The following is an 18,302-nucleotide window of genomic DNA, read 5'->3' on the forward strand; positions in this document are numbered from 1 at the left end:
CCAGCCGGTCAGTGCAGGGCTCTAGCAGCAGATCGGGATGTCCTGCGTGCCGAGCCGGGTACCGGGGAGGACAGCTTCCTTACCCGGGTTCGCGGCGGTGGCGGGCCGGTCGGGCACCGGCACCGGCACCGGGAAGGGCTGCGTGATCGGCCCTGGTACCGGCGGCCGTTCCGGCGTCGGCGGTACCGGCAGGCACTGGGACCAGCCACCGCACGGCTTCGGCGGCTTGGGGGCCGGGGCCGGGGGCGCCGGTTCCGGCTCGGGTTCCGGTGCCTGCGACGGGAAGTACAGGCTGCCGTCGCTGCCGTCGTCGACGTCGTACGCGATGGAGTAGTTGACGTAGTCACCGTCGATGACCATGCCGCCGTCCCCGCCGCCGCCCGACTTGCCCAGGGCCTTGTTCGTGACGTGGTCGCGGTATTCCATCAGGCTGAGAACCGCATCCGTGCTGATCTTCAGCGGCTTGCCCGGCTTGTGGTTCTTCAGCGCCTTGGACATCTCCTTGAACGCTTTCTGGACGTCCTTCGGCAGCTTCTTGATGTCGACGATCTTCACGGTCTTCGGTTTCGGCTTCGGCGAGCCGGACGAGGACTTCTTCCCGCTGGCGGAGGACGAGGCGGGCTTCACCTTCTTCTTCGCCTTGAGGCCGTCCGGGTCGGAGTAGCTGAACGGGTTGTTGTTGGCGTAGGAGTACCCGTTCACCTGCTGCGGATCCTCGTGGTCGATCACCGGGTCGGCCGAGGCGAACCGGCCGGTGACCGGGTCGTACTCGCGGGCTCCGATGTGGACGAGCCCGGTGCCGTCGGTGATCCCGCCGACGAAGCCCCGCTCCCCCGGCCAGGCCGGCGGAGTCGCGTCGCGGCTCTCACCGAACGGCAGGCTGAACCGCCGGGTCACCGCCAGCGTCACCGAGTCCAGCCCGGCGCTCGCCGTGCCGTGGTGGTCGGCGACGAGCCAGGTCAGCTTGCCTGCCGTCCGGACAGCGACGGTGCGGTCGAGGTGCGTGTAGTAGCGGGTGCCGGTGACCCCGGTGCCGCCGGGCGACAGTTTCAGCTCGGTGTCGCCCAGGTACAACGTGGTACCTGTGGCGTCCTTGCGGAGCAGCCGGTTGCCATCGGCGTCGTAGATGGCGGAGCTGGAGGCTCCACTCTGGACCAGGTTCGCGAGCCGGCCCTCCGCGTCCCACGTGAGCTGCTGCGTGACGCCGCCGCTGACCCGTTCCGTCTGGTTGCCGGAGGCGTCGTGGGTGAAGCTAGAACCGCCAGAGACGGTGCGGAGCGTGTGCCCGCCCGCGTAGCCGTAGGTCCGGGTGGTGTCCCCGGCCGAAGCGTGCCGCACCTCCGACGTCCGGTTGCCCGCCACGTCGTAGGTGTAGCTGTGCCAGTAGGGAGCCGGACCGCCGAGTCCGGTCGTGGCCGGGGTCTTCGCGCAGTCGCCGTCGCCCGGGGTCCACGCCTCGGTCATGCGGCGCAGGTAGTCGGTCTTCGCGCACTGCGTGTCGCCGGCCGTCACGTCGGCGGCCTTCGTGATGTTGCCGGCCGCGTCGTAGGTGTAGTTCACATCGGACACCGCCGTCGGGGCGGTGGTCCGGGTGACCTGCGTCCTGTTCACCCTGCCGGTGGCGGGGTCAGTGGTGAAGGTGCGGGTCACGGCCTTCGCCGCCGGTCCCGACACGTGCCTGTAGAGGTCGCCAGTGTTCGTGTAGGTGGCAGAGCCGTACAGCGTCAGCGTGCTGCCGAGCGTCGTCGGCAGGCCCAGCGGGCTGTACGCGTGTACCTGGGTCTCCTGCGGCAGCCCGCCAGCGGCCGGCGGCGTGGTGTTCACCGGCTGCCCGGCCAGGTTGTAGCTGACCTTCGTCTCGTACCGCCCGGCGAGCAGCCCCTCCACGCCCGGCACGACAACGGCCTGCCCGGTCGCCCGGCCGCCCGCGTCGTACCCGAGCACCTCGGTCCGGTACTCCGCCGTCCCCTGGTAGCGCGTCGAGGACCACGGCAGCCCCTTGCCGCCCGGCCCGTCGAAGGCCCAGCCCGCCAGGAGCGTGGTGCCCTCGGAGAGCGAGGTCTTGCGGCCGAGGACGTCGTAGCCGTAGGTCAGGGTGCGGCCCCGGGCGTCGGTACGGGTGAGCCGGTGCCCGGCCGCGTCGTACGTCGCGGTGCTGACCCCCTGGTCGGGGTCCTCGGAACGAACCAGGTTCCCCTCGATGTCGTACTCGTACCGCCACGTGTTCCCGGCCTGGTCGACCACAGTGGACAGTTCACCGTCCCGGGTGTACGTGTACTTCGTCGCGTCGAAGGACCCGGCCGGTGCCCCGCCGTGGTACTGGCGCAGCTCGGTCAGCCGGCCCCGCGCGTCCGTGACGCGCGTGGTGGCCGTGCCGCCCTGCGGTGGCGTGCCGTGTACCCGGTCGCCGCCGTAGCCGGTCGTCGTCCGCCACTTCTCGGCACCCGAGGCCAGCTGGATCTCGGCGGTCTTCCGCCCGGCCCCGTCGTACTCGGTGACCGTCTGGCCTGGGAGTTCGTTGTCGGGCGTGTCCAGCAGGACCTTCGCCACGGCACCAGTGTTGTGGTACGGCTGGCTGGTCTTCCACGACCGGCCGAAGGTGTCGTACAGCGTCGTGGTCACGATGCGCCCGCCGGCCGGTGAGGGCTGCTGGATCTGGCGCGACCGGAGGAAGCTGTCGAACAGCTCGACGCTCGTCGCGTACGAGCCGGTGGCCTGCAACGCCTTCGTCGTCACCGACGGGGCACCGCTGACCGGCAGGTCGTACTCGAACTGGGCGCTCGCCGAGTCGGTGCGCGCCCGCCCGGGCAGCCACACCGCCGTCCGCCGTCCGAGCCCGTCGTACACGGTCTGCGTCTGGCGGCCGTTGGCGTCGGTCTCCACCGCCGGCAGGCCACGGTACTTGTCGAACATGGTGGTCGCGGCGTGCCCGAGCGGGTTCGTCGTCACGGCCTGGGCGACGGGGCCGCCGATGGCCGGGGTGTAGGCGATGGTCGTCTTGTTGTTCAGCGCGTCGTACTGCTCGATCGCCCGGCCGTGGGCGTCGTGCACGGCCGCTGACGACTGCCGGTACCCGGCTGCCGACAGCACCTCGGTCCTCGTCACGTTCCCCTTGACCGGCGCGGCACCGTAGGCCTGGCCGTCGTAGGAGTACCGCTGGCCGGACAGGGTCTCGCCGGTTGTGCCGCAGGCCGCGCCGACGGTCTCGGTCCGCGCCGGGCGGTTGACGATCCACTGTGCCTGGTTCCCGGCGTACGTGGTGGTCGTGCACAGGTCGTCGGCCGTGGTGGCCAGGTCGCCGAGGTCGCTGGTCTCCGTGTGCCGGCCGAGGCCGTCGAAGGTGCGCTTCTCCTCGGTCACCCGGTTGGGCGCTCCGGCGATGGCCGTGTGGGTCTGCGTGCGGCGGACCTCGGCACGGTACGCGTTGAGCGCGCCACCCGGCCGGTCACGTGTCGCGGTCGGCCCGACCTGGAGCGGCCAGGACACGGTCGCGGACACCAGCGGGCCGCCGTCACCGTTGTAGGTCGCGACCTCGCGGGCGATGCCGCGCAGGCCGGCCTCGTCGGGCAGTGGCGTCGTGTCCAGCACGCCGCTGACCTGCGCCGGGCGGGCGGAGCCGTCGGCGAGCCGGTCGCCCTTCATGCCCCGGTAGAGGCTGTGGACGGTGAGGGTACGGGGGCCTGCCGGGTTACCGGTACGGACCTCCACCCGGCCGTAGCCACGGAACTGGCCCCAGGACTTGTGGTCGGCCGTGGTCAGCTCCGACTCGTCGTAGCGCCAGCCGGCCCCGCCGAGGTAGGCGTAGTCGGTGTGCTGCACGGGGCTGCCACCGAACCGGTCGGTCTCGACGACCCTGGTGACCCGGTACTTGTTGAACCAGTCGCGCAGCGGCTCGCCCAGGCCCGGGTCCCACATCGCCGGGTAGCAGGTGAGGGTGTTCTGGTCGGGGGCTGGCAGGCTGCCCGGCGCGCAGCCGGGAATGCCGTAGGTGACGTCGATCTGCCCGCCGGTCTCGGTGTTGATCTGGCGGACGCGGAACTTCTGGAGCTCGGCCAGCCCGGAACCCTGCGGGTCGACCCGGTTGGCCAGGCCCACGGCGTCGAAGGTCACCCGGGGCAGGGTCACGGCCGGGCCGGGGTGGCCCGTGCGGGTGATCGCGTTCAGCCACAGGCTCGGGGCCGTGCCGTCGGACGGGGCCGGGAAGAGGTGCTCGAAGGTCCACGAGTCCACATCGGAATACCCGGAGCCCTCGCGCACCTGCGTGGTGATCTTCGCGAGCCGCTGGGCGGTCCAGAACGTCGGGCTGTACACGCCACACGAGCCGGAGTCGCAGTGCTGGTCGAGCGGGGTGTCCGGCCAGTCCTGCGGCTGGCTCCGCACGCACGGCGAGCCCGGGACACACCGGTCGGCCGGGGTGAAGACGACCTGGGCAGGCGGCGGGGCGTAGGCGGCACCGTCACGCAGTCCGTACTCGATCCGCGCGAGCTGCCCGCCCCGGACGTAGGGGGTCGCGGCGCTGGCGTCACCGTTGCGGCCGTAGTGGTTGAGTTCCTGGCCGTAGTAGTAGGCCATCGCGTTGCCGTTGGGGTCGACGACGTAGTCCAGGTTGAACCGGTAACCCTGCCGGCACCAGGCGTCGCCGTGAGCGATCTGGTAGCAGGGCTCGCCGGCCTGGTTGCCGTAGACGGGCACAGTCCAGGCCGACTTGGTCTCGGCGCTGCCCGCCGTCCAGCCCGGGAGCCGGTTGAGACCCAGGAAATACTGTGTACCGTCCGGCGCGGTGAACTTCCAGTGCTCGCCCTTGTCGCCAGGCTCGCCGTCGTCACCGTTGACGGCCCCGGTCAGCCGGTCGACCCGCCAGCCGGCGTCCTGGGCGACCCGCCACGTGCCGGTGGTGTCGTCACGGACCAGCTCGCCGGACAGGCCCGGCAGGCTGACGTGTGCGCTCGCCGAGCCCCAGCACAGATCGCCGGAACCGGGAGTGCCGTCCTTGCCGCACGGCACGAACTGCCGCTCGACGAAACCGGGCTCGAAGGTGAAGCCCTCACCGAGCCAGCCGGGCTGGTTGTTCGTCGACGCCGTCCGGCCGTCCACTGTGCCCGAGGAGTAGTCGAGTTCGAGGTCGGGCGACAGGCCGGGAGCCGGGGGCACGCTGATCGGGTACTGCCACGAGAAGTCGCCGGACTGCACGCCGACCGACCAGGTGGCCGAGGGCGCGAGTTTCGTCGGGCGCAGGCTGCCCGCGCTGCCGCTGGCCTGGGCCGTGACGGCGTACACCTGGCCGGCCCCGTCGGCGCTGAGGTCGGCGGTGAGGCGATGCCGCAAGCTGTCGTTCCGGGTCGCGATCGGCGTACCGGCGCGGCACTTGGCGGCCTCCGGTGTGGTGAGCGCGCAGCCCGGCAGCTTCACCAGGGCGAGCCGGGAACCGTAGTCGGCGCCGTACGCGGTACGGAAGCCCGAGTAGTCGAACTCGGTGCTGACCGGGCCGGCAGCCGCCTGGCCGTCGGCACGGCGGAGGGTGAACAGCAGGCCTGGGACGCCGGCCTTGACCGCTGCGGAACGGCCGAGCAGCTCGGCGCGGACCTTCGCGGGGTCCGGCCCGGCGGCCGGGGACTGCCCGATCCAGAGGGGAAGGTTGCCGGCCCTGGCACGCGGGGCGGCCGCCGAGGCGCTGAGCCCGGCACCGGGTGAGGGAAGGGTGAGGTCTGCCGTACCCGGCTCGGGCCAGGTGGCCTGCGCGGGCTTGACGGCGCGGGCCGCCACGCCGGAGGGCTGGGCGGCCAGCGCGGGTACCGCTGTACCCCGGACACTGCGTTCACCGGGGTCGGCGGCGGCCGGCGGGGCGAGGACGGGCACGCTCATGGCCGGCACGAGCACCGCCGCCATCGTCCCCCTCGCCAGCCAGCGCCGCCTGCGGCCTGGTTGCGGGTTCATCGTTGTTCTGCTCCCAGATGCACAGGGCCGGGCAGGAGCTCCGGCCGTCCGTACACTGTGGATCTCAGATCTTGTAAGAACCTTGCACGGCGGCGACCCTGGTGCTCACAGGGGCTGCTGGCTGGGGAAACGCGGCACCGGGCCGCGGAGAGGCAAGCGCCCGCCGCCCCTAGGGACCGTGGGCGGCGGGCCGGGTGACCCTATCCCAAACCGCGGCGGCGTGCAGCCCCACTGTGGAGGGTCGGCCCGGCGTGTGACCCGGCACACGGGACAAGATCACAAAGTGGGGGGAGCCGCCCGGGATTCCGGCCGCCGGGGGCGGTCCGGTAGAGTTGCCGGTTCGCGTGCAACAAAAAAGAACGGCGCAAAGGCCGTTCGTAGAGGGAACGATACCGGACGGGGAGCTCGCTTGTCAAGTAACGCCGGCGACATGCGCCAGGAGCAGGACTACCTCACCATGCTGTACGCCCGCCTGGACGAACTGCGCCGCCAGGCCGGGGAGCGGCTGGCCGTGGTACTCGACGCCCCGGCCGGTGGCACCCTCCAGAACCGCTCGGAGCGCGACTCGGCCAGCACCATGTACACCGACCGGGTCGCGGAGTTCGGCGCGCTGGAGCACGGCCTGTGCTTCGGCCGCCTCGACCTCGACTCCGGCCAGAGGACCTACATCGGCCGGGTCGGCCTGTACGCGGCCGGCGACGGCCACGAGCAGCTCCTGATGGACTGGCGAGCCCCGGCCGCCCGCTCGTTCTACCTGGCGACGGCCGCCGACCCGCTGGGCGTGCGCCGGCGGCGGCACATCCGGACCCGGCAGCGCGAGGTGATCGGCCTCGACGACGAGGTACTGGACCTGGAAGCGGCGCGCGGCGGGGACACGGGCGGCATCACGGGCGAGGCGGCACTGCTCGCGGCGCTGGACGCCCGGCGTACCGGGACGATGCGCGACATCGTGGAGACCATCCAGGCCGAGCAGGACGAGATCATCCGCTCCGGGCTGGGCGGCGTGATGGTCGTGCAGGGCGGCCCGGGTACCGGCAAGACGGCCGTGGCGCTGCACCGTGCCGCGTACCTGCTCTACACGCACCGCGAGCAGCTGTCCCGGCACGGCGTGCTGATCGTGGGGCCGAACCCGACGTTCCTGCACTACATCTCGCAGGTACTCCCGACGCTGGCCGAGACCGGCGTGCTGCTGCGGACCCCTGGCGACCTGTTTCCCGGCGTGTCGGCCTCGGGTGCGGAGTCTCCGGCCACGGCCGAGCTGAAGGGCCGGGCGGTGATGGCCGAGGTGATCGCCGCAGCCATCGCCGACCGGGAGGAAGTACCACACGAGCCGGTGGAGCTGCGTTACGACCGCGAGCCGCTGTGGCTGGAACCATCGGCCGTCGAAGAGGCCCGTGACCTGGCCCGCGGCTCGGGCAAGCTGCACAACCTGGCCCGCGAGATCTTCGCCGGCGCGATCCTCGGCCACCTGGCGCACGTGGCGGCCGAGCGGATCGGCGCGGACCCGCTGGGCGGCGACAACCTGCTGACCGCCGACGACATCGCCGAGATCACCTCGGAACTCGCCGCCGACGCGGAAGTGGAGGCTGCCCTCGACTGGCTGTGGCCGGACCTGACCCCGGAGCGGCTGCTGGCGGACCTGTTCACCGACGAGTACCGGATCGAGGCCGCGACGCCCGGCTTCACGCCAGCCGAGCGGGCGCTGCTGTCCCGTAAGGACGGCGAGGCGTGGACGGTCGCGGACGTGGCGCTGCTGGACGAGGCCGCCGAGCAGCTCGGTTCCGAGGAGCCGGAGCCGGAGCGCCCGCAGCTCGCCTACGACCAGGAGTACGCGGAGGGCGTGATCGACATCGCGCTCGGCTCGCAGTCCTTCGAGTTCGAGGACCAGGAGCTGGAGTTCCTGCTCGTCACCGACGTCATCGACGCCGGGCGGCTCGCGGAGCGGCAGGAGGACACCGAGCGGCTGACCGCGGCCGAGCGCGCGGCCGCCGACCGGACGTGGGCCTTCGGCCACATCATCGTCGACGAGGCACAGGAGCTGTCGCCGATGATGTGGCGGCTGCTGATGCGCCGTTCGCCCAACAAGTCCATGACCCTGGCAGGGGACGTGGCGCAGACCGGTGACCTGGCCGGCGCCTCGTCCTGGCAGGACGCGCTCGGCCCGTTCATCGAGGACCGGTGGCGGCTGTCCGAGCTGACCGTCAGCTACCGCACCCCGGCCGAGATCATGCGGCTCGCCGACGCCGTCCTCAAACGGATCGACCCGGGCATGAGCGCTCCGGAGCCGGTACGCAGCACGGGAATCGAGCCGTGGACCGCCGCTGTGGAGCCGGCTGACCTCGCCGCCGTGGTGGCGGAACGGGCGGCGGCGGAGGCCGGGGAGGGCCTGGTCGGGGTGCTGTGCCCGGAAAGCCTGGTCGGCACGCTGCGCGCGGCCGTCGCCGAGCCCGCGATGGTGCTCAGCGTCCGGGACGCCAAGGGCCTGGAGTTCGACTCGGTGCTGCTCGCCGACCCGGCCGGCATCATCGCCGAGTCGCCCCGTGGCTACAACGACCTGTACGTGGCGCTGACCCGCTCGACGCGCCGCCTCGGCATCGTCCACCCTGGACCACTACCGGAGGTACTGGCCGCGTAGCTCACGTCATGACGGGGTGCCAGGGTCAGGACTTGCCCTGGTACCCCCGGACGAAACTGACCAGCAGGATCACTGCCATCGCGGCCACGATGACCCCGCCCGCGACCGGCCGCAGTCCCGCGTCCATCCACCCGAACTTCGGAATCAGCAGCAGGAGCACCAGAAACGCGAAACCGAAGCCCATCAGGCCGCGATACGAACGGGCCTTACGCGGCGCCACCTCATCCATGATCAGCATGGTATCCGCCGGGCAGCCCGTCGTGCTCACCCCCGTCACTAGTCTCCGGTCTCGCCGTGCGGGGCTGTCACCTTCTTCGACTGGGGTGAGCCCCGCTGGCGGAGGTAGACGCTGGCCACGACCAGCACGCCGACAGCGAGGAACTCGCTCTGCCAGTTCTGCATGGACTGGAACCAGAACTCCGGCCCGGCCAGGAAGCCCAGCACTGTCACGGGCGGCTGGCCGAGCAGGGCCTGTTCCTCGTTGTACTCGGCTGTCCCGCCGACCAGGTGCAGGACGAAGGAGATGGCGAACAGGCCGAGCAGGCACAGTGCGAGGCTGTGCTCGTAGAGCGTGCGCCACCAGCCGCCCCGCCGGACCGGCCACGGCGATTCCGGCCGGACCTCGCCCTCGTCGCGCACGCCGGGTGGCTTGGACTCCGCCGAGCCACGCTGGACGAGGTAGGCGGTCAGGAGCACGTACGAGCCCATCTGGAGGAACTCGGACTCCCAGTTCTCGAAGGTCGCCTCGGTGAACCCTCCGCTGGTGAGATATCCGGCCAGCGAGCGTGGCTCCTGCCCGTGCGCCAGCAGTTCGGCGTTTCCCGCCCGCCATCCCGTCAGAGCCTGGAGCACCAGGAACACCGCGAACGCCCCGAACATCACGAGCGAGAGGGCGTTGCGGCGGAGAAACCTGCCCATGACCTGCGAATACCCAGCTGGGCTCTCCGCGAAGCGTACAAAAATCGCTCGTCCCGCCACCGGGGAACCGGCGGCGGGACGAGCGGAGTCTGGCGTTCAGACCGGGCTACTCAGGCTTGACGGCGTCCTTCACCTTCTCGACGGCCTCACCAGCGTGGCCCTTGGCCTTCTGAGCCATGCCCTTGGCCTGCAGGCTGCGGTTGTCGGTCGCTTCGCCGATCTTTTCCTTCGCCGCGCCGGCCAGCTTGTCCTTGGCATTGCGGATCTTGTCCTCGGCACCCATGATGCCAACCCCCTCGCGATCGTTGTCCTGCTCCCGGTTTACCCGGTACGCGGAATGGTCAAACGGCGTGCGCGCCTCAGGACTTCGCCGACTGGAGGGCGAGCGGGTCCGACGGCGCCTTCGGCTTGGCCGCGGTCATCTCCTCGCCGAGCTCGACGAGCCGGTTGCGGCCGAGGGCCTTGCGGACCTTCGGGAACCACTCCTTCTCCTCCTCCTCGACGTGGTGCCGGACGTTCTCGATCAGCACCGTCGTCTTGGCGTCGAAGGTCTCGTCGCTGGGGTCGAGGTTGCGCACCTCCGACAGCAGCCAGGCCACGACGTGGTGTTCCTCGACGGACTCCAGCACGTGCTCCTCGGTCTCTGGGACCTGTTCGCGCGCCGCCGGGTAGAAGATGGTCTCCTCGATGTACGCGTGGGTCACCAGCTCGGTGCAGATGGAGTCGACCAGCTTCTTCTTCGCCGCGGGTGTCGCGGTGTCCTTGGTCTTCTCGAACTCCTTGAACAGCCGCTCGACCAGCTTGTGGTCGTCCTTGAGCAGCACGATCCCGTCCATGTCGTTCCTCCTGGCGTATCGCTGAATGTGCGCATGGCGGCCGGTTCTGTCCCATTCGGGAGTACCCGCAGGCCAGGAAGCCAAAACCTTCCCCGGTACTGTTTGACCGGGATGCCAGGAGGGTAGGCATATGCCGGGAGAGCCGTCAGGATGGCGCGGCGTAGTGCCGCACCGGGACGGCCTCACACGGGGGACCAGAACAAAGGAGAACCGTGATGGCACGCCAGACGGATCCGCAGCGCGACCAGCCCGGCCAGCAGCCGGCCCAGCCCGGCCGCCAGGAGGACCCGGCCCGCCGGGAAGACCCGATGCAGCAGCCCGGCCGTAAGGAATCCGGCCAGCCGTCGAAGCAGGAACCCGGCAAGTCCGGCAAGCCCGGCGCGACCGGCCACGACAAGATGTGATCGTCAGCAGACCTCAGGAACACGCAGGGCCGCCGCCTACCAGCGGCGGCCCTGGCATTGCCAGAGGGCGGAGACCGCTCAGATGGCGGAGATCGTGAGTGTCACGGTCATGAAGGTGCTGGGGATGTTCGTACTGCCAGCGATGCACTTCTGGATCTCGCCCGCTGGCATGGTGTGCCGCTCGTAGACCGTGCTGCCGGCGAAGGTACCGCTGGCCACGTAGCCGTAGTGCTGGACGGTCAGGACGCCGCCGGAGATGGACGCTGTCCGGGTGACCTGCACGCTGCTCGTACCCGCGTACATCCAGTCGATGTCGTAGGCGAGCGATTCGGTGCTGAGCAGGGCCGGGCACGAGTACTGCCGGTCGCGCGTGTGGACCGCGATACCCGAGCGGGCGCCCGGGTCGGAGGATGAGCAGCCCCGGTACATCGTCCGGTACGTGATGCCGGTCTGCTGCGAGGCCGCCGTGAGGCTCGGCGAGTAGCTGATCGTGTTGCCACTGCTGGTACCGCCGCAGGTGACCTCGTTCGTCGCGGCGTGGGCTGGCGTGGCGGTCAGGACGGCGGCGCCGAGCAGTGCCAGGCCGGCCAGCGTGCGCAGTCGGGTCATCAGGTACTCCCATCGTCTGGGGTCTGTGGAGTGCCGACGATAGGGATACGGGGAGATCAATGGAAGCCGTCCACAGTGGACGGCGGTGGTGTGGTTCAGGCCTGGTCGCGGGGCGGCAGCGCCGGCTGGGCCAGCCGCGGCCGGTCGGCGGGGTTGGGTGTGTGGGGCGGCGTGGTGGCGAGCAGGCCCAGTGCCAGCTCGACGGCCCGGTCGAGCTGCGTGTCGATGCCGCTGGCGTAGTCCTGCGGGGTGATGTCGACATCGACGTCCGGGTCCGTGCCATAGTTCTCCACCCGCCAGCCGACGTCGTCGAAGGCGAAGGAGAACTCCGGCTGCGTGGTGATCGTGCCGTCCGCCAGCTCGTGCGAGGGCGCGATGCCGATCACGCCGCCCCAGGTCCGTTTCCCGACCAGCGGGCCGAGCCTGTACGCCTTGAAGGCGTGGCTGAAGATGTCGCCGTCCGAGCCGGCGTGCTCGTTCGTGATCGCGACCATCGGGCCACGGGGTGACTCGGGCGGGTAGGGCTCCGGAGCGCCCCAGCGCGGGAAGTCGTAGCCGATCCGCCGCCGGGTCAGCTTCTCGGCCAGCAGCGCCGACACGTGCCCGCCGCCGTTGAACCGCACGTCGACGACCAGCCCCTCCCGGTCGTACTCCGCGAGGAAACCCCGGTGGAACTCCGCGTACCCGGCCGGCCCCATGTCGGGGATGTGCAGGTACCCGAGCCGCCCGCCCGAGCGCTCGTGCACGAGGGCCCGGTTGGCCTCCACCCAGTCGCGGTACCGGACCGGCTGCTCGTCGCTGAGCACCCGGACGGTGACCTCGCGCGGCTCCCCGCCCGAGCGGATCGTCAGCTGGACCTCGCCGTCGGCGTGGTTGACCAGCAGCTCGGCCGGGGTCACCGTCCCGCCGGCCGGCTGGCCGTTCACCGCGAGCAGCGTGTCGCCCTCCGCGATGCCGAGGCCCGGTTCGAGGAGCGGGGAGGTGGCCTGCGGATCGCCGGGGTCGCCGGCCAGGATCCGGCCGAACACGTACTCGCCGTCGCGCTCGGCCCAGTCGGCACCCAGGAAGCCCTGCGTGTAGTGGGGGCGGTAGCGGTACTCGCCGCCCAGCTCGTACGCGTGGGACGTGCCCAGCTCGCCCTGCATCTCCCACAGCAGGTCCGACAGCTCCGACCGGGTGGTGACCCGCTCCACCAGCGGCTGGTACCTGTCGTAGATGCCCGGCCAGTCGATGCCGGCCATGTCCTCGGCCCAGAAGTGCTCGCGCTGCAGCCGCCACGCCTCCCGGAACATCTGGCACCACTCGGCTCCCGGGCGGACGGAGACCTTCACCCGGTCGAGGTCGATCCACCCGCCCTCCCGGTCGGCGGTCTGCGCGTCGGGTGCCTTCTCCCCCGCCTTCACGACGCGGAGGCGGCTGCCCGACCGGTACACGAGAGCCTTGGCGTCCGGGGCCATCCGCAGCTCGCTCACGTCGGCCGTGACCTGCTCGACCTTGCCGGTGTCGAGGTCGTAGTACTCCAGGAGCCCGTCAGGCGGCTGGTACCGGCGCCGCAGCGCGCCCCGCACCGGGAACGACAGCGCCAGCACCTTGCCCCGCACCGCCCAGATCCCGGTGTACCGGGCGGCAGGGAACGGCAGGCACACGAGCCGGTCGGCGAGCCCGTCGACGTCGATCTCCACCGGATCGTCCACTGTGTCCTCGTCCGGTTGCGCGCCCAGCGGCCGGGGCCGGGACGCCAGCGGAGAGGGCACATCCGCGCGCAGCGGGACGGCGTAGACCTTGCCGGCCTGCGGGAAGCTCAGGTCGAACTGGAGCTTGTCGTAGACGGGGTCGAAGTCGCGTTCCCCGGCGAAGTACAGGTATCTGCCCGCCGGGTCGAAGGCTGGGGCGAAGTCGCGCAGCACCGGCCGGGTCACGTCGGTGGCCTCACCGGTCTCCGCGCGGTACAGCCTGATCAGCGCGCCCTGCCGGGTGTGCGGGAACGTGCAGGCCAGCCATGTCCCGCACCTCGACCAGGCGAGGTCACGGATCCGGCCGTAGCGGCTGTGCCCGATCCGGCGCGGCTTCCCGGCATCGGGAGCGGTGTCCGCGAGCCACAGTTCGTTGCGGTGGTTGGTGACGGCGAGCGTCGTGCCCTGCGGCGCGGGCGACAGCTCGATGATGCGGCCGAGGTGACCGGCCAGCTCCCGGATCTCGCCCTCGCCCGTCGTGTCGACGACGACCAGCCGCTCGTGTTCCCCGGTGTCGCTGGCAGCACCGGCCAGGTAACGGTTGCCGGGCAGCCAGGTCATCATCCTGTACCGGACGCCGTCCGGCTCGCCGTGCTGCCGGACCGGCCCTTCCCACGCGCCGAACGAGTAGGCCTTGCCCCGCGTGGTGATCACCAGCTGGGAGCCGTCCGCGTCGAGCCGCGCGCTGTGCAGGTGACTCGCCGCGTCGCTGAACCGGCGGGCCCGCTGCGCACGCGAGCTGCCCGTGACGACGTCCAGCCGCCGCGCGGGCTCGCCTGGTTCCAGGAGATAGAGGTCGGCGCCGCAGTGGTACACGAGCCGCTGCCCGTCGCCGTCGAGGTTGCGGGCGTAGAAGTCCTCGTGGTCGGTGTGCCGGCGCAGGCCGCCGCCGTCGGGCAGGCACGAGTACACGTTGCCGACGCCCTGGTGGTCGGACAGGAAGTAGATCCGGTCCCCGATCCAGCACGGGCCGGCCAGGTTGCCGGCGATCTGCACCAGCCTGCGGAACTGTCCCCCGCCGTCCGGGTCGATCCACAGGTCACCGACCGTCCCGCCCCGGTACCGCTTCCACCGGGCCGGGTCAGCCGTGTTGCGGCCGAGGACGACGGCTCCGCCGGGGCCGTAGGCGATGGTGCTGGCCAGCCCGTGCGGCAGGAGCGCTGGCAGGCCGCCGCCGGCCGGCACGCCGAACAGCCGCTGCCTGCGGTGCGGGTGCCCGGCCGTGGAGCTGTAGACGATCCGGCCGTCGGGCATCCAGCCGTTCACGGCGCAGCGCGCGCCCTGGAAGGTCAGGCGGCGGGCCTCACCGCCAGCGGCCGGCATCACGTACACCTCGGCCGGGCCCTCGTCGCTGCCGGTGAACGCGATCAGCGAGCCGTCGGCGGACAACCGGGGATAGTTCGCTTCCGAGACGCCGACGGTGAGCCGCCACGCCCGGCCGCCGTCCGCCGGGACCGTCCACAGGTCGTCCTCACACGCGAACACGACGGTGTCCCCGTGCACGGTCGGAAAACGGAAGTACCCCGCCATACCTTGAATCTAGTGATGCCTCACGACGCCGTCCGGCATTCGGGCGAGCTCGCGCGCGGCTCAGGCTTCCGTGGCTTCTGGATCCTGGCTGTCCGGCTGGCCGGGAGAAGGGTCGCCGGCTGTCCTGCGATCGGCGCCCTGCCGGTGGGCGTACCCGGCAGAGCTGTCACCGTGCGGAGCCCCTGAGCCGGGCTGGTCCTGCACGATCCGCTCGGCGCGCTGCTCCTGGTGGTCCCGGCCGCGCTCGTCGCCGGTCGTGTGCTTCACGCCATCGCCTCCTCGGCCAGCTTCGTGACGTCACCGGCCCGTACGGCCCCCTCGCCCGTACGGCCCGGCCAGCCCTCAGCGGGCACGTGAGTGCCGTACCCACCAGCCGGGTCGTGTCAAACCTCTGGCTGGCCGGCCGTGCGGGCTACGCGGCGGTCGTGGCCTCGGCCGGCTCGGGGAGGGTGGCGCGGCGGATGGGCGACAGGGCGGCCACGATGGCGGCGAGTACGACACCGGCGATGCCGGCCCAGAGGGCCGGGCGGTACCCGAGCCGCTCGGCGAGCAGCCCGCCGATCGGCGCCCCGATCGTGATCATGCCCCAGTTGAGGGACCGGATCGTGGCGTTCACCCGGCCCTGGAGGTGGTCGGGGGTGATGGCCTGCCGCCAGCCCATCTCCACCGGGCCGGACGCGCCCAGGAAGAACCACACCAGGAACTGGCCGGCCCCGGCCACGACCCAGCCGGCCGTACCGGCGACGGCGAACGGGATGACGACCCAGGAGCAGGCCTCACCCACGCGCTGCAGGACCATCGCGCGGCCCGCGCCCAGCCGGGTGACCCGGGCGGAGACCGCGTTGCCGGCCACGGCACCCACACCGCCGAGCGCGAGGACGAGGCCGAGCCCCAGCGCCGCCGCGTCCTCGGACATGCCCGGGTTGAGGCCGCGCATCACGAACAGCGTGAACACGGTGCTCGTCACGCTCACGAAGAGGAAACGCGCGTGCAGGGTCAGCGCGACGGGTGCGAGCAGCGGGTGGCGGTACACAAAGGACAGTCCCTGGGCCAGTTCGGCCCGCAGGTTGCGGTTCTCCCGCCGCGGGGCAGGCTCCTCGGCCTTGACGGTCATCAGCAGCAGGGCCGCGCCGAGGTAGCTGACCGCGTCGGCCAGGATCGCGAAGGGCGCGCCGATCGCCGCCACGAGCGAGCCGCCGAGGAACGGGCCGGTCGTCTGGGCGAGCGACCCGCTGAGCTGGAGCCGGGCGTTGGCCGGGGTGAGCTGGGCAGCCGGGACGAGGCGCGGCAGGAATGCCTGGTGCGCGGCGTCGTTGAGCAGCGCGGCCATCCCGATCACCACGATGAACCCCATCAGCACGTACATGTTCAGCAGCCCGGCGAGCGCGAGGCCTGCCACCGCGCCCCACAGGACGAAAGAGGCGAGGTTGCTGCCGATCAGGATGGGCCGCCGGCGGTAGCGGTCGGCGAACACACCGGCCAGCAGCCCGAACAGCAGGTACGGCACCCAGCGGGCCCCGTTGAGCAGCCCGGCCTGCGCGTCGGTCGCGTGCAGGGTCAGGATCGCCAGCGACGGCAGCGCGACCGTCGTGATGTACGAGCCGAACATGGAGATCGTCTCGGCGGTCCAGAACCGGGCATAACCGGAGTTGGCGAAGAGGGGTGCCATGCCCGGCAGGCTACGTCATGATCCTTCCCGCCGCTGGACAGCCTCCCGCATCGCGGTCAGGAACCGGGCGGCCGTGTCCAGCTCCGCCGGGGAGAAACCGGCCATCGCCCCGGTCAGGCTGCCGATCAGCGGGCCGAAGAACGACCAGCCCAGCTCGACGGCCGCCGGCTCGACGCCGAGCAGGACCCGGCGCCGGTCAGCGGGGTCGCGCTCGCGGCGGATGTGGCCGAGCCTCTCCAGGCGGTCGGCGAGGGCCGTCACCGACGCCGAGTTGAGGCCGAGCTGCTCGCCCAGCCAGCCGGGCGTGGCGGTGATCCCGGCCCGGTCGGCGTCGAGCAGGCAGATCAGCGCCCGGACGTCGGTGGCGTGCAGGCCGTTGGCTGCGGCGAACTCCGCGGCGCGCTGGGTCAGCTCGACGGACACGCCACGGAGCAGGTGGACGAGGCGCATCCCGGCCGGGTCTTGGTTCTCCACGGGCCCTCCTGGTTATTATCTCGATTGTCGAGATACTTTATCATCGAGACAAGCGCCCATCCATCCGCGTACCCCTGCGAGGTCCGGCCATGACGACGACCGCTTTCACGACCGCCTACGACGCCGTGCTCCGCCAGTGGCCGGCCGCACCGGAGGAGCTGGACGTGCCCACCCGGTACGGGAGCACCCGCGTGCTCGCCACCGGCCCGGCCGGCGGGCCGCCCGTGGTGCTGCTGCACGGCGGGGGCTCGACAGCCACCGTCTGGTACTCCACAGTGGCCAGCCTCGGCGGCTGCCGGGTGTACGCGCCCGACATCATCGGCTCGGGCCGCAGCACACTGTCCGGCCAGCCGCTCAGGACCCGGGCAGACCTGATGGCCTGGCTGGACGAGCTGCTCGACGCGCTCGGCGTGCCGGCGGCCGGCCTGGCCGGGCACTCGTACGGCGGGTGGGTCGCCCTCAGCTACGCGCAGCACGCCCCGGCCAGGGTCAGCCGCCTCGCCCTGATCGACCCGAGCACGTGCTTCACCGGCTTCCGGCCCGGGTACCTGCTGCACGCCCTGCCGATGATGCTCCGGCCGTCCCCGGAACGCGTGCGCGGTTTCCTGACGTGGGAGACGGGCGGGCGGGAGCTGGGGGCGGCGTGGGCCGAGGTGTACGCGCTCGGCCACCAGGTACCGGATCAGAAGATCGTGATGCCCAAGCAGCCGAAGCCGGCGGATCTGGCGGCTGTGACCATGCCCGTGCTGATCTTCCTGGCCGGGCAGACCCGCTCGCACGACATCACCAAGCTCGCGGCGGCAGCACGCCGGGCCCTCCCCCAGGCCAGCATCGAGACCCTGCCGGACGCAACCCACCACACGCTCCCGCAGGACGGGCCAGCCGGGTTCCATGCGGCTCTCGGCTCGTTCCTCTGCGGGCCGCCCGCCTGAGAGCATGCGGTAAACAACTTTCTCCGGCGCCGGCCCGGATGGCACCCTCACCCGATGACGGACTTCCGCACCAAGCCGACCCTGACCGGCGACCGGGTCATCCTCCGCCCGGTCACGGCCGCCGACGCGCCAGCGCTCGTCGAGATGCTGAACGACAAGGAAGGCGCCCGGCTCACCGCCAGCCGGATCACCGACTCCAGCCTGGAACTCGCTGAGAAGTGGTACGGCTCCCGGGCCGGAACCGCCGACCGGCTCGACCTGGCCATCGTGGAGGCCGCTACCGGCGCCTTCGTGGGTGAGGTGGTGCTCAACGAGTACTCACCGGAGAACAACTCGGTCAGCTTCCGGATCGGCATGCTGCCAGCTGGCCAGAACCGGGGCCTGGGCACCGAGGCCACCCGGCTGATCGTCGGCTACGCCTTCGAGGTACTCGGCCTGCACCGCGTCTCCCTCGGGGTGTACTCGTTCAACCCCCGCGCCCAGCGGGCCTACGAGAAGGCCGGCTTCGTCCGCGAGGGCGTGCTGCGTGACGCGCTGTGCTGGGAGGGCGAGTACGCCGACGAGATCGTGATGGCGATCCTCGCCACGGACTGGCACGCGGCCGCCTCCCCGGCCTGACCCCGCCCGG

General features: G+C 71.5%; 14 protein-coding genes. 4 read left to right on the plus strand and 10 right to left on the minus strand.

The genetic code is table 11. The annotated features are described in order from the left end of the window. Positions 1 to 21: 21 nt before the first annotated feature. A complete protein-coding gene (locus A3G1_RS33320; protein ID WP_085985671.1) occupies positions 22 to 5,934 on the minus strand; it encodes an RHS repeat domain-containing protein in 5,913 nt (1,970 codons plus the stop codon). A 430-nt stretch (positions 5,935 to 6,364) separates the two neighbouring features. On the opposite strand from A3G1_RS33320, the gene A3G1_RS0105660 reads away from it, so the two are divergent. Then, positions 6,365 to 8,569 (plus strand): HelD family protein, encoded by a 2,205-nt coding sequence (locus A3G1_RS0105660; RefSeq protein WP_018348499.1) that lies wholly within the window; start codon positions 6,365 to 6,367, stop codon positions 8,567 to 8,569. A 25-nt stretch (positions 8,570 to 8,594) separates the two neighbouring features. Here A3G1_RS0105660 and A3G1_RS0105665 read toward each other — a convergent pair whose 3' ends face one another. The 4 genes from A3G1_RS0105665 to A3G1_RS0105680 form a co-directional block, all read right to left on the minus strand. After that, positions 8,595 to 8,798, minus strand: a complete 204-nt coding sequence (locus A3G1_RS0105665; RefSeq protein WP_157640930.1) for a hypothetical protein — start codon at positions 8,796 to 8,798, stop codon at positions 8,595 to 8,597. A gap of 47 nt (positions 8,799 to 8,845) precedes the next feature. Beyond that, positions 8,846 to 9,487 carry a DUF6766 family protein gene (locus A3G1_RS0105670; RefSeq protein WP_018348501.1) on the minus strand — a complete coding sequence of 214 codons (642 nt, stop codon included), beginning with the start codon at positions 9,485 to 9,487 and terminating at the stop codon, positions 8,846 to 8,848. A 106-nt stretch (positions 9,488 to 9,593) separates the two neighbouring features. Then, positions 9,594 to 9,770 (minus strand): CsbD family protein, encoded by a 177-nt coding sequence (locus A3G1_RS39445; RefSeq protein WP_018348502.1) that lies wholly within the window; start codon positions 9,768 to 9,770, stop codon positions 9,594 to 9,596. A 76-nt stretch (positions 9,771 to 9,846) separates the two neighbouring features. Next, positions 9,847 to 10,323, minus strand: a complete 477-nt coding sequence (locus A3G1_RS0105680) for a hemerythrin domain-containing protein (RefSeq protein WP_018348503.1) — start codon at positions 10,321 to 10,323, stop codon at positions 9,847 to 9,849. A 215-nt stretch (positions 10,324 to 10,538) separates the two neighbouring features. Here A3G1_RS0105680 and A3G1_RS0105685 point away from each other — a divergent pair, with 215 nt between their 5' ends. Next, a complete protein-coding gene (locus tag A3G1_RS0105685) occupies positions 10,539 to 10,727 on the plus strand; it encodes a hypothetical protein (RefSeq protein ID WP_018348504.1) in 189 nt (62 codons plus the stop codon). 78 nt (positions 10,728 to 10,805) lie between these two features. Here the strand turns inward: A3G1_RS0105685 and A3G1_RS0105690 are convergent, their stop codons facing one another. The 5 genes from A3G1_RS0105690 to A3G1_RS0105715 all read right to left on the minus strand — a co-directional run bounded on the left by A3G1_RS0105690 (position 10,806) and on the right by A3G1_RS0105715 (position 16,742). Next, on the minus strand, positions 10,806 to 11,336 hold the full coding sequence (locus A3G1_RS0105690; protein ID WP_018348505.1) for a hypothetical protein: 531 nt from the start codon (positions 11,334 to 11,336) through the stop codon (positions 10,806 to 10,808). A 95-nt stretch (positions 11,337 to 11,431) separates the two neighbouring features. After that, on the minus strand, positions 11,432 to 14,599 hold the full coding sequence (locus A3G1_RS0105695) for a S41 family peptidase (RefSeq protein ID WP_018348506.1): 3,168 nt from the start codon (positions 14,597 to 14,599) through the stop codon (positions 11,432 to 11,434). 60 nt (positions 14,600 to 14,659) lie between these two features. Then, positions 14,660 to 14,866, minus strand: coding sequence for a hypothetical protein (locus A3G1_RS0105700; protein ID WP_018348507.1), 207 nt, complete (start codon positions 14,864 to 14,866; stop codon positions 14,660 to 14,662). Between the two features lie 145 nt (positions 14,867 to 15,011). Next, a complete protein-coding gene (locus tag A3G1_RS0105710) occupies positions 15,012 to 16,268 on the minus strand; it encodes an MFS transporter (protein WP_018348509.1) in 1,257 nt (418 codons plus the stop codon). Between the two features lie 15 nt (positions 16,269 to 16,283). Continuing rightward, positions 16,284 to 16,742 carry a MarR family winged helix-turn-helix transcriptional regulator gene (locus A3G1_RS0105715; protein WP_018348510.1) on the minus strand — a complete coding sequence of 153 codons (459 nt, stop codon included), beginning with the start codon at positions 16,740 to 16,742 and terminating at the stop codon, positions 16,284 to 16,286. Between the two features lie 89 nt (positions 16,743 to 16,831). On the opposite strand from A3G1_RS0105715, the gene A3G1_RS0105720 reads away from it, so the two are divergent. Both A3G1_RS0105720 and A3G1_RS0105725 read left to right on the plus strand, forming a co-directional pair. Beyond that, positions 16,832 to 17,674, plus strand: a complete 843-nt coding sequence (locus tag A3G1_RS0105720) for an alpha/beta fold hydrolase (protein ID WP_018348511.1) — start codon at positions 16,832 to 16,834, stop codon at positions 17,672 to 17,674. Positions 17,675 to 17,728: 54 nt separating this feature from the next. Next, positions 17,729 to 18,292: a GNAT family N-acetyltransferase gene (locus A3G1_RS0105725; protein WP_018348512.1), complete on the plus strand. Its 564-nt coding sequence runs from the start codon at positions 17,729 to 17,731 to the stop codon at positions 18,290 to 18,292. Positions 18,293 to 18,302 lie beyond the last annotated feature (10 nt).

The sequence above is a fragment of the Longispora albida DSM 44784 genome (genome assembly GCF_000379825.1).
In the GTDB taxonomy this organism is placed as follows: domain Bacteria; phylum Actinomycetota; class Actinomycetes; order Mycobacteriales; family Micromonosporaceae; genus Longispora; species Longispora albida.

Bases quoted from the DNA above. Each gene is read 5' to 3' on its own strand.
- A3G1_RS0105695 (WP_018348506.1), bottom strand. From the start codon at position 14,599: ATGGCGGGGTACTTCCGTTTTCCGACCGTGCACGGGGACACCGTCGTG.
- A3G1_RS0105690 (WP_018348505.1), bottom strand. From the start codon at position 11,336: ATGACCCGACTGCGCACGCTGGCCGGCCTGGCACTGCTCGGCGCCGCC.
- A3G1_RS0105660 (WP_018348499.1), top strand. From the start codon at position 6,365: ATGCGCCAGGAGCAGGACTACCTCACCATGCTGTACGCCCGCCTGGAC.
- A3G1_RS0105710 (WP_018348509.1), bottom strand. From the start codon at position 16,268: ATGGCACCCCTCTTCGCCAACTCCGGTTATGCCCGGTTCTGGACCGCC.
- A3G1_RS33320 (WP_085985671.1), bottom strand. From the start codon at position 5,934: ATGAACCCGCAACCAGGCCGCAGGCGGCGCTGGCTGGCGAGGGGGACG.
- A3G1_RS39445 (WP_018348502.1), bottom strand. From the start codon at position 9,770: ATGGGTGCCGAGGACAAGATCCGCAATGCCAAGGACAAGCTGGCCGGC.
- A3G1_RS0105725 (WP_018348512.1), top strand. From the start codon at position 17,729: ATGACGGACTTCCGCACCAAGCCGACCCTGACCGGCGACCGGGTCATC.
- A3G1_RS0105720 (WP_018348511.1), top strand. From the start codon at position 16,832: ATGACGACGACCGCTTTCACGACCGCCTACGACGCCGTGCTCCGCCAG.
- A3G1_RS0105685 (WP_018348504.1), top strand. From the start codon at position 10,539: ATGGCACGCCAGACGGATCCGCAGCGCGACCAGCCCGGCCAGCAGCCG.
- A3G1_RS0105670 (WP_018348501.1), bottom strand. From the start codon at position 9,487: ATGGGCAGGTTTCTCCGCCGCAACGCCCTCTCGCTCGTGATGTTCGGG.
- A3G1_RS0105665 (WP_157640930.1), bottom strand. From the start codon at position 8,798: ATGGATGAGGTGGCGCCGCGTAAGGCCCGTTCGTATCGCGGCCTGATG.
- A3G1_RS0105680 (WP_018348503.1), bottom strand. From the start codon at position 10,323: ATGGACGGGATCGTGCTGCTCAAGGACGACCACAAGCTGGTCGAGCGG.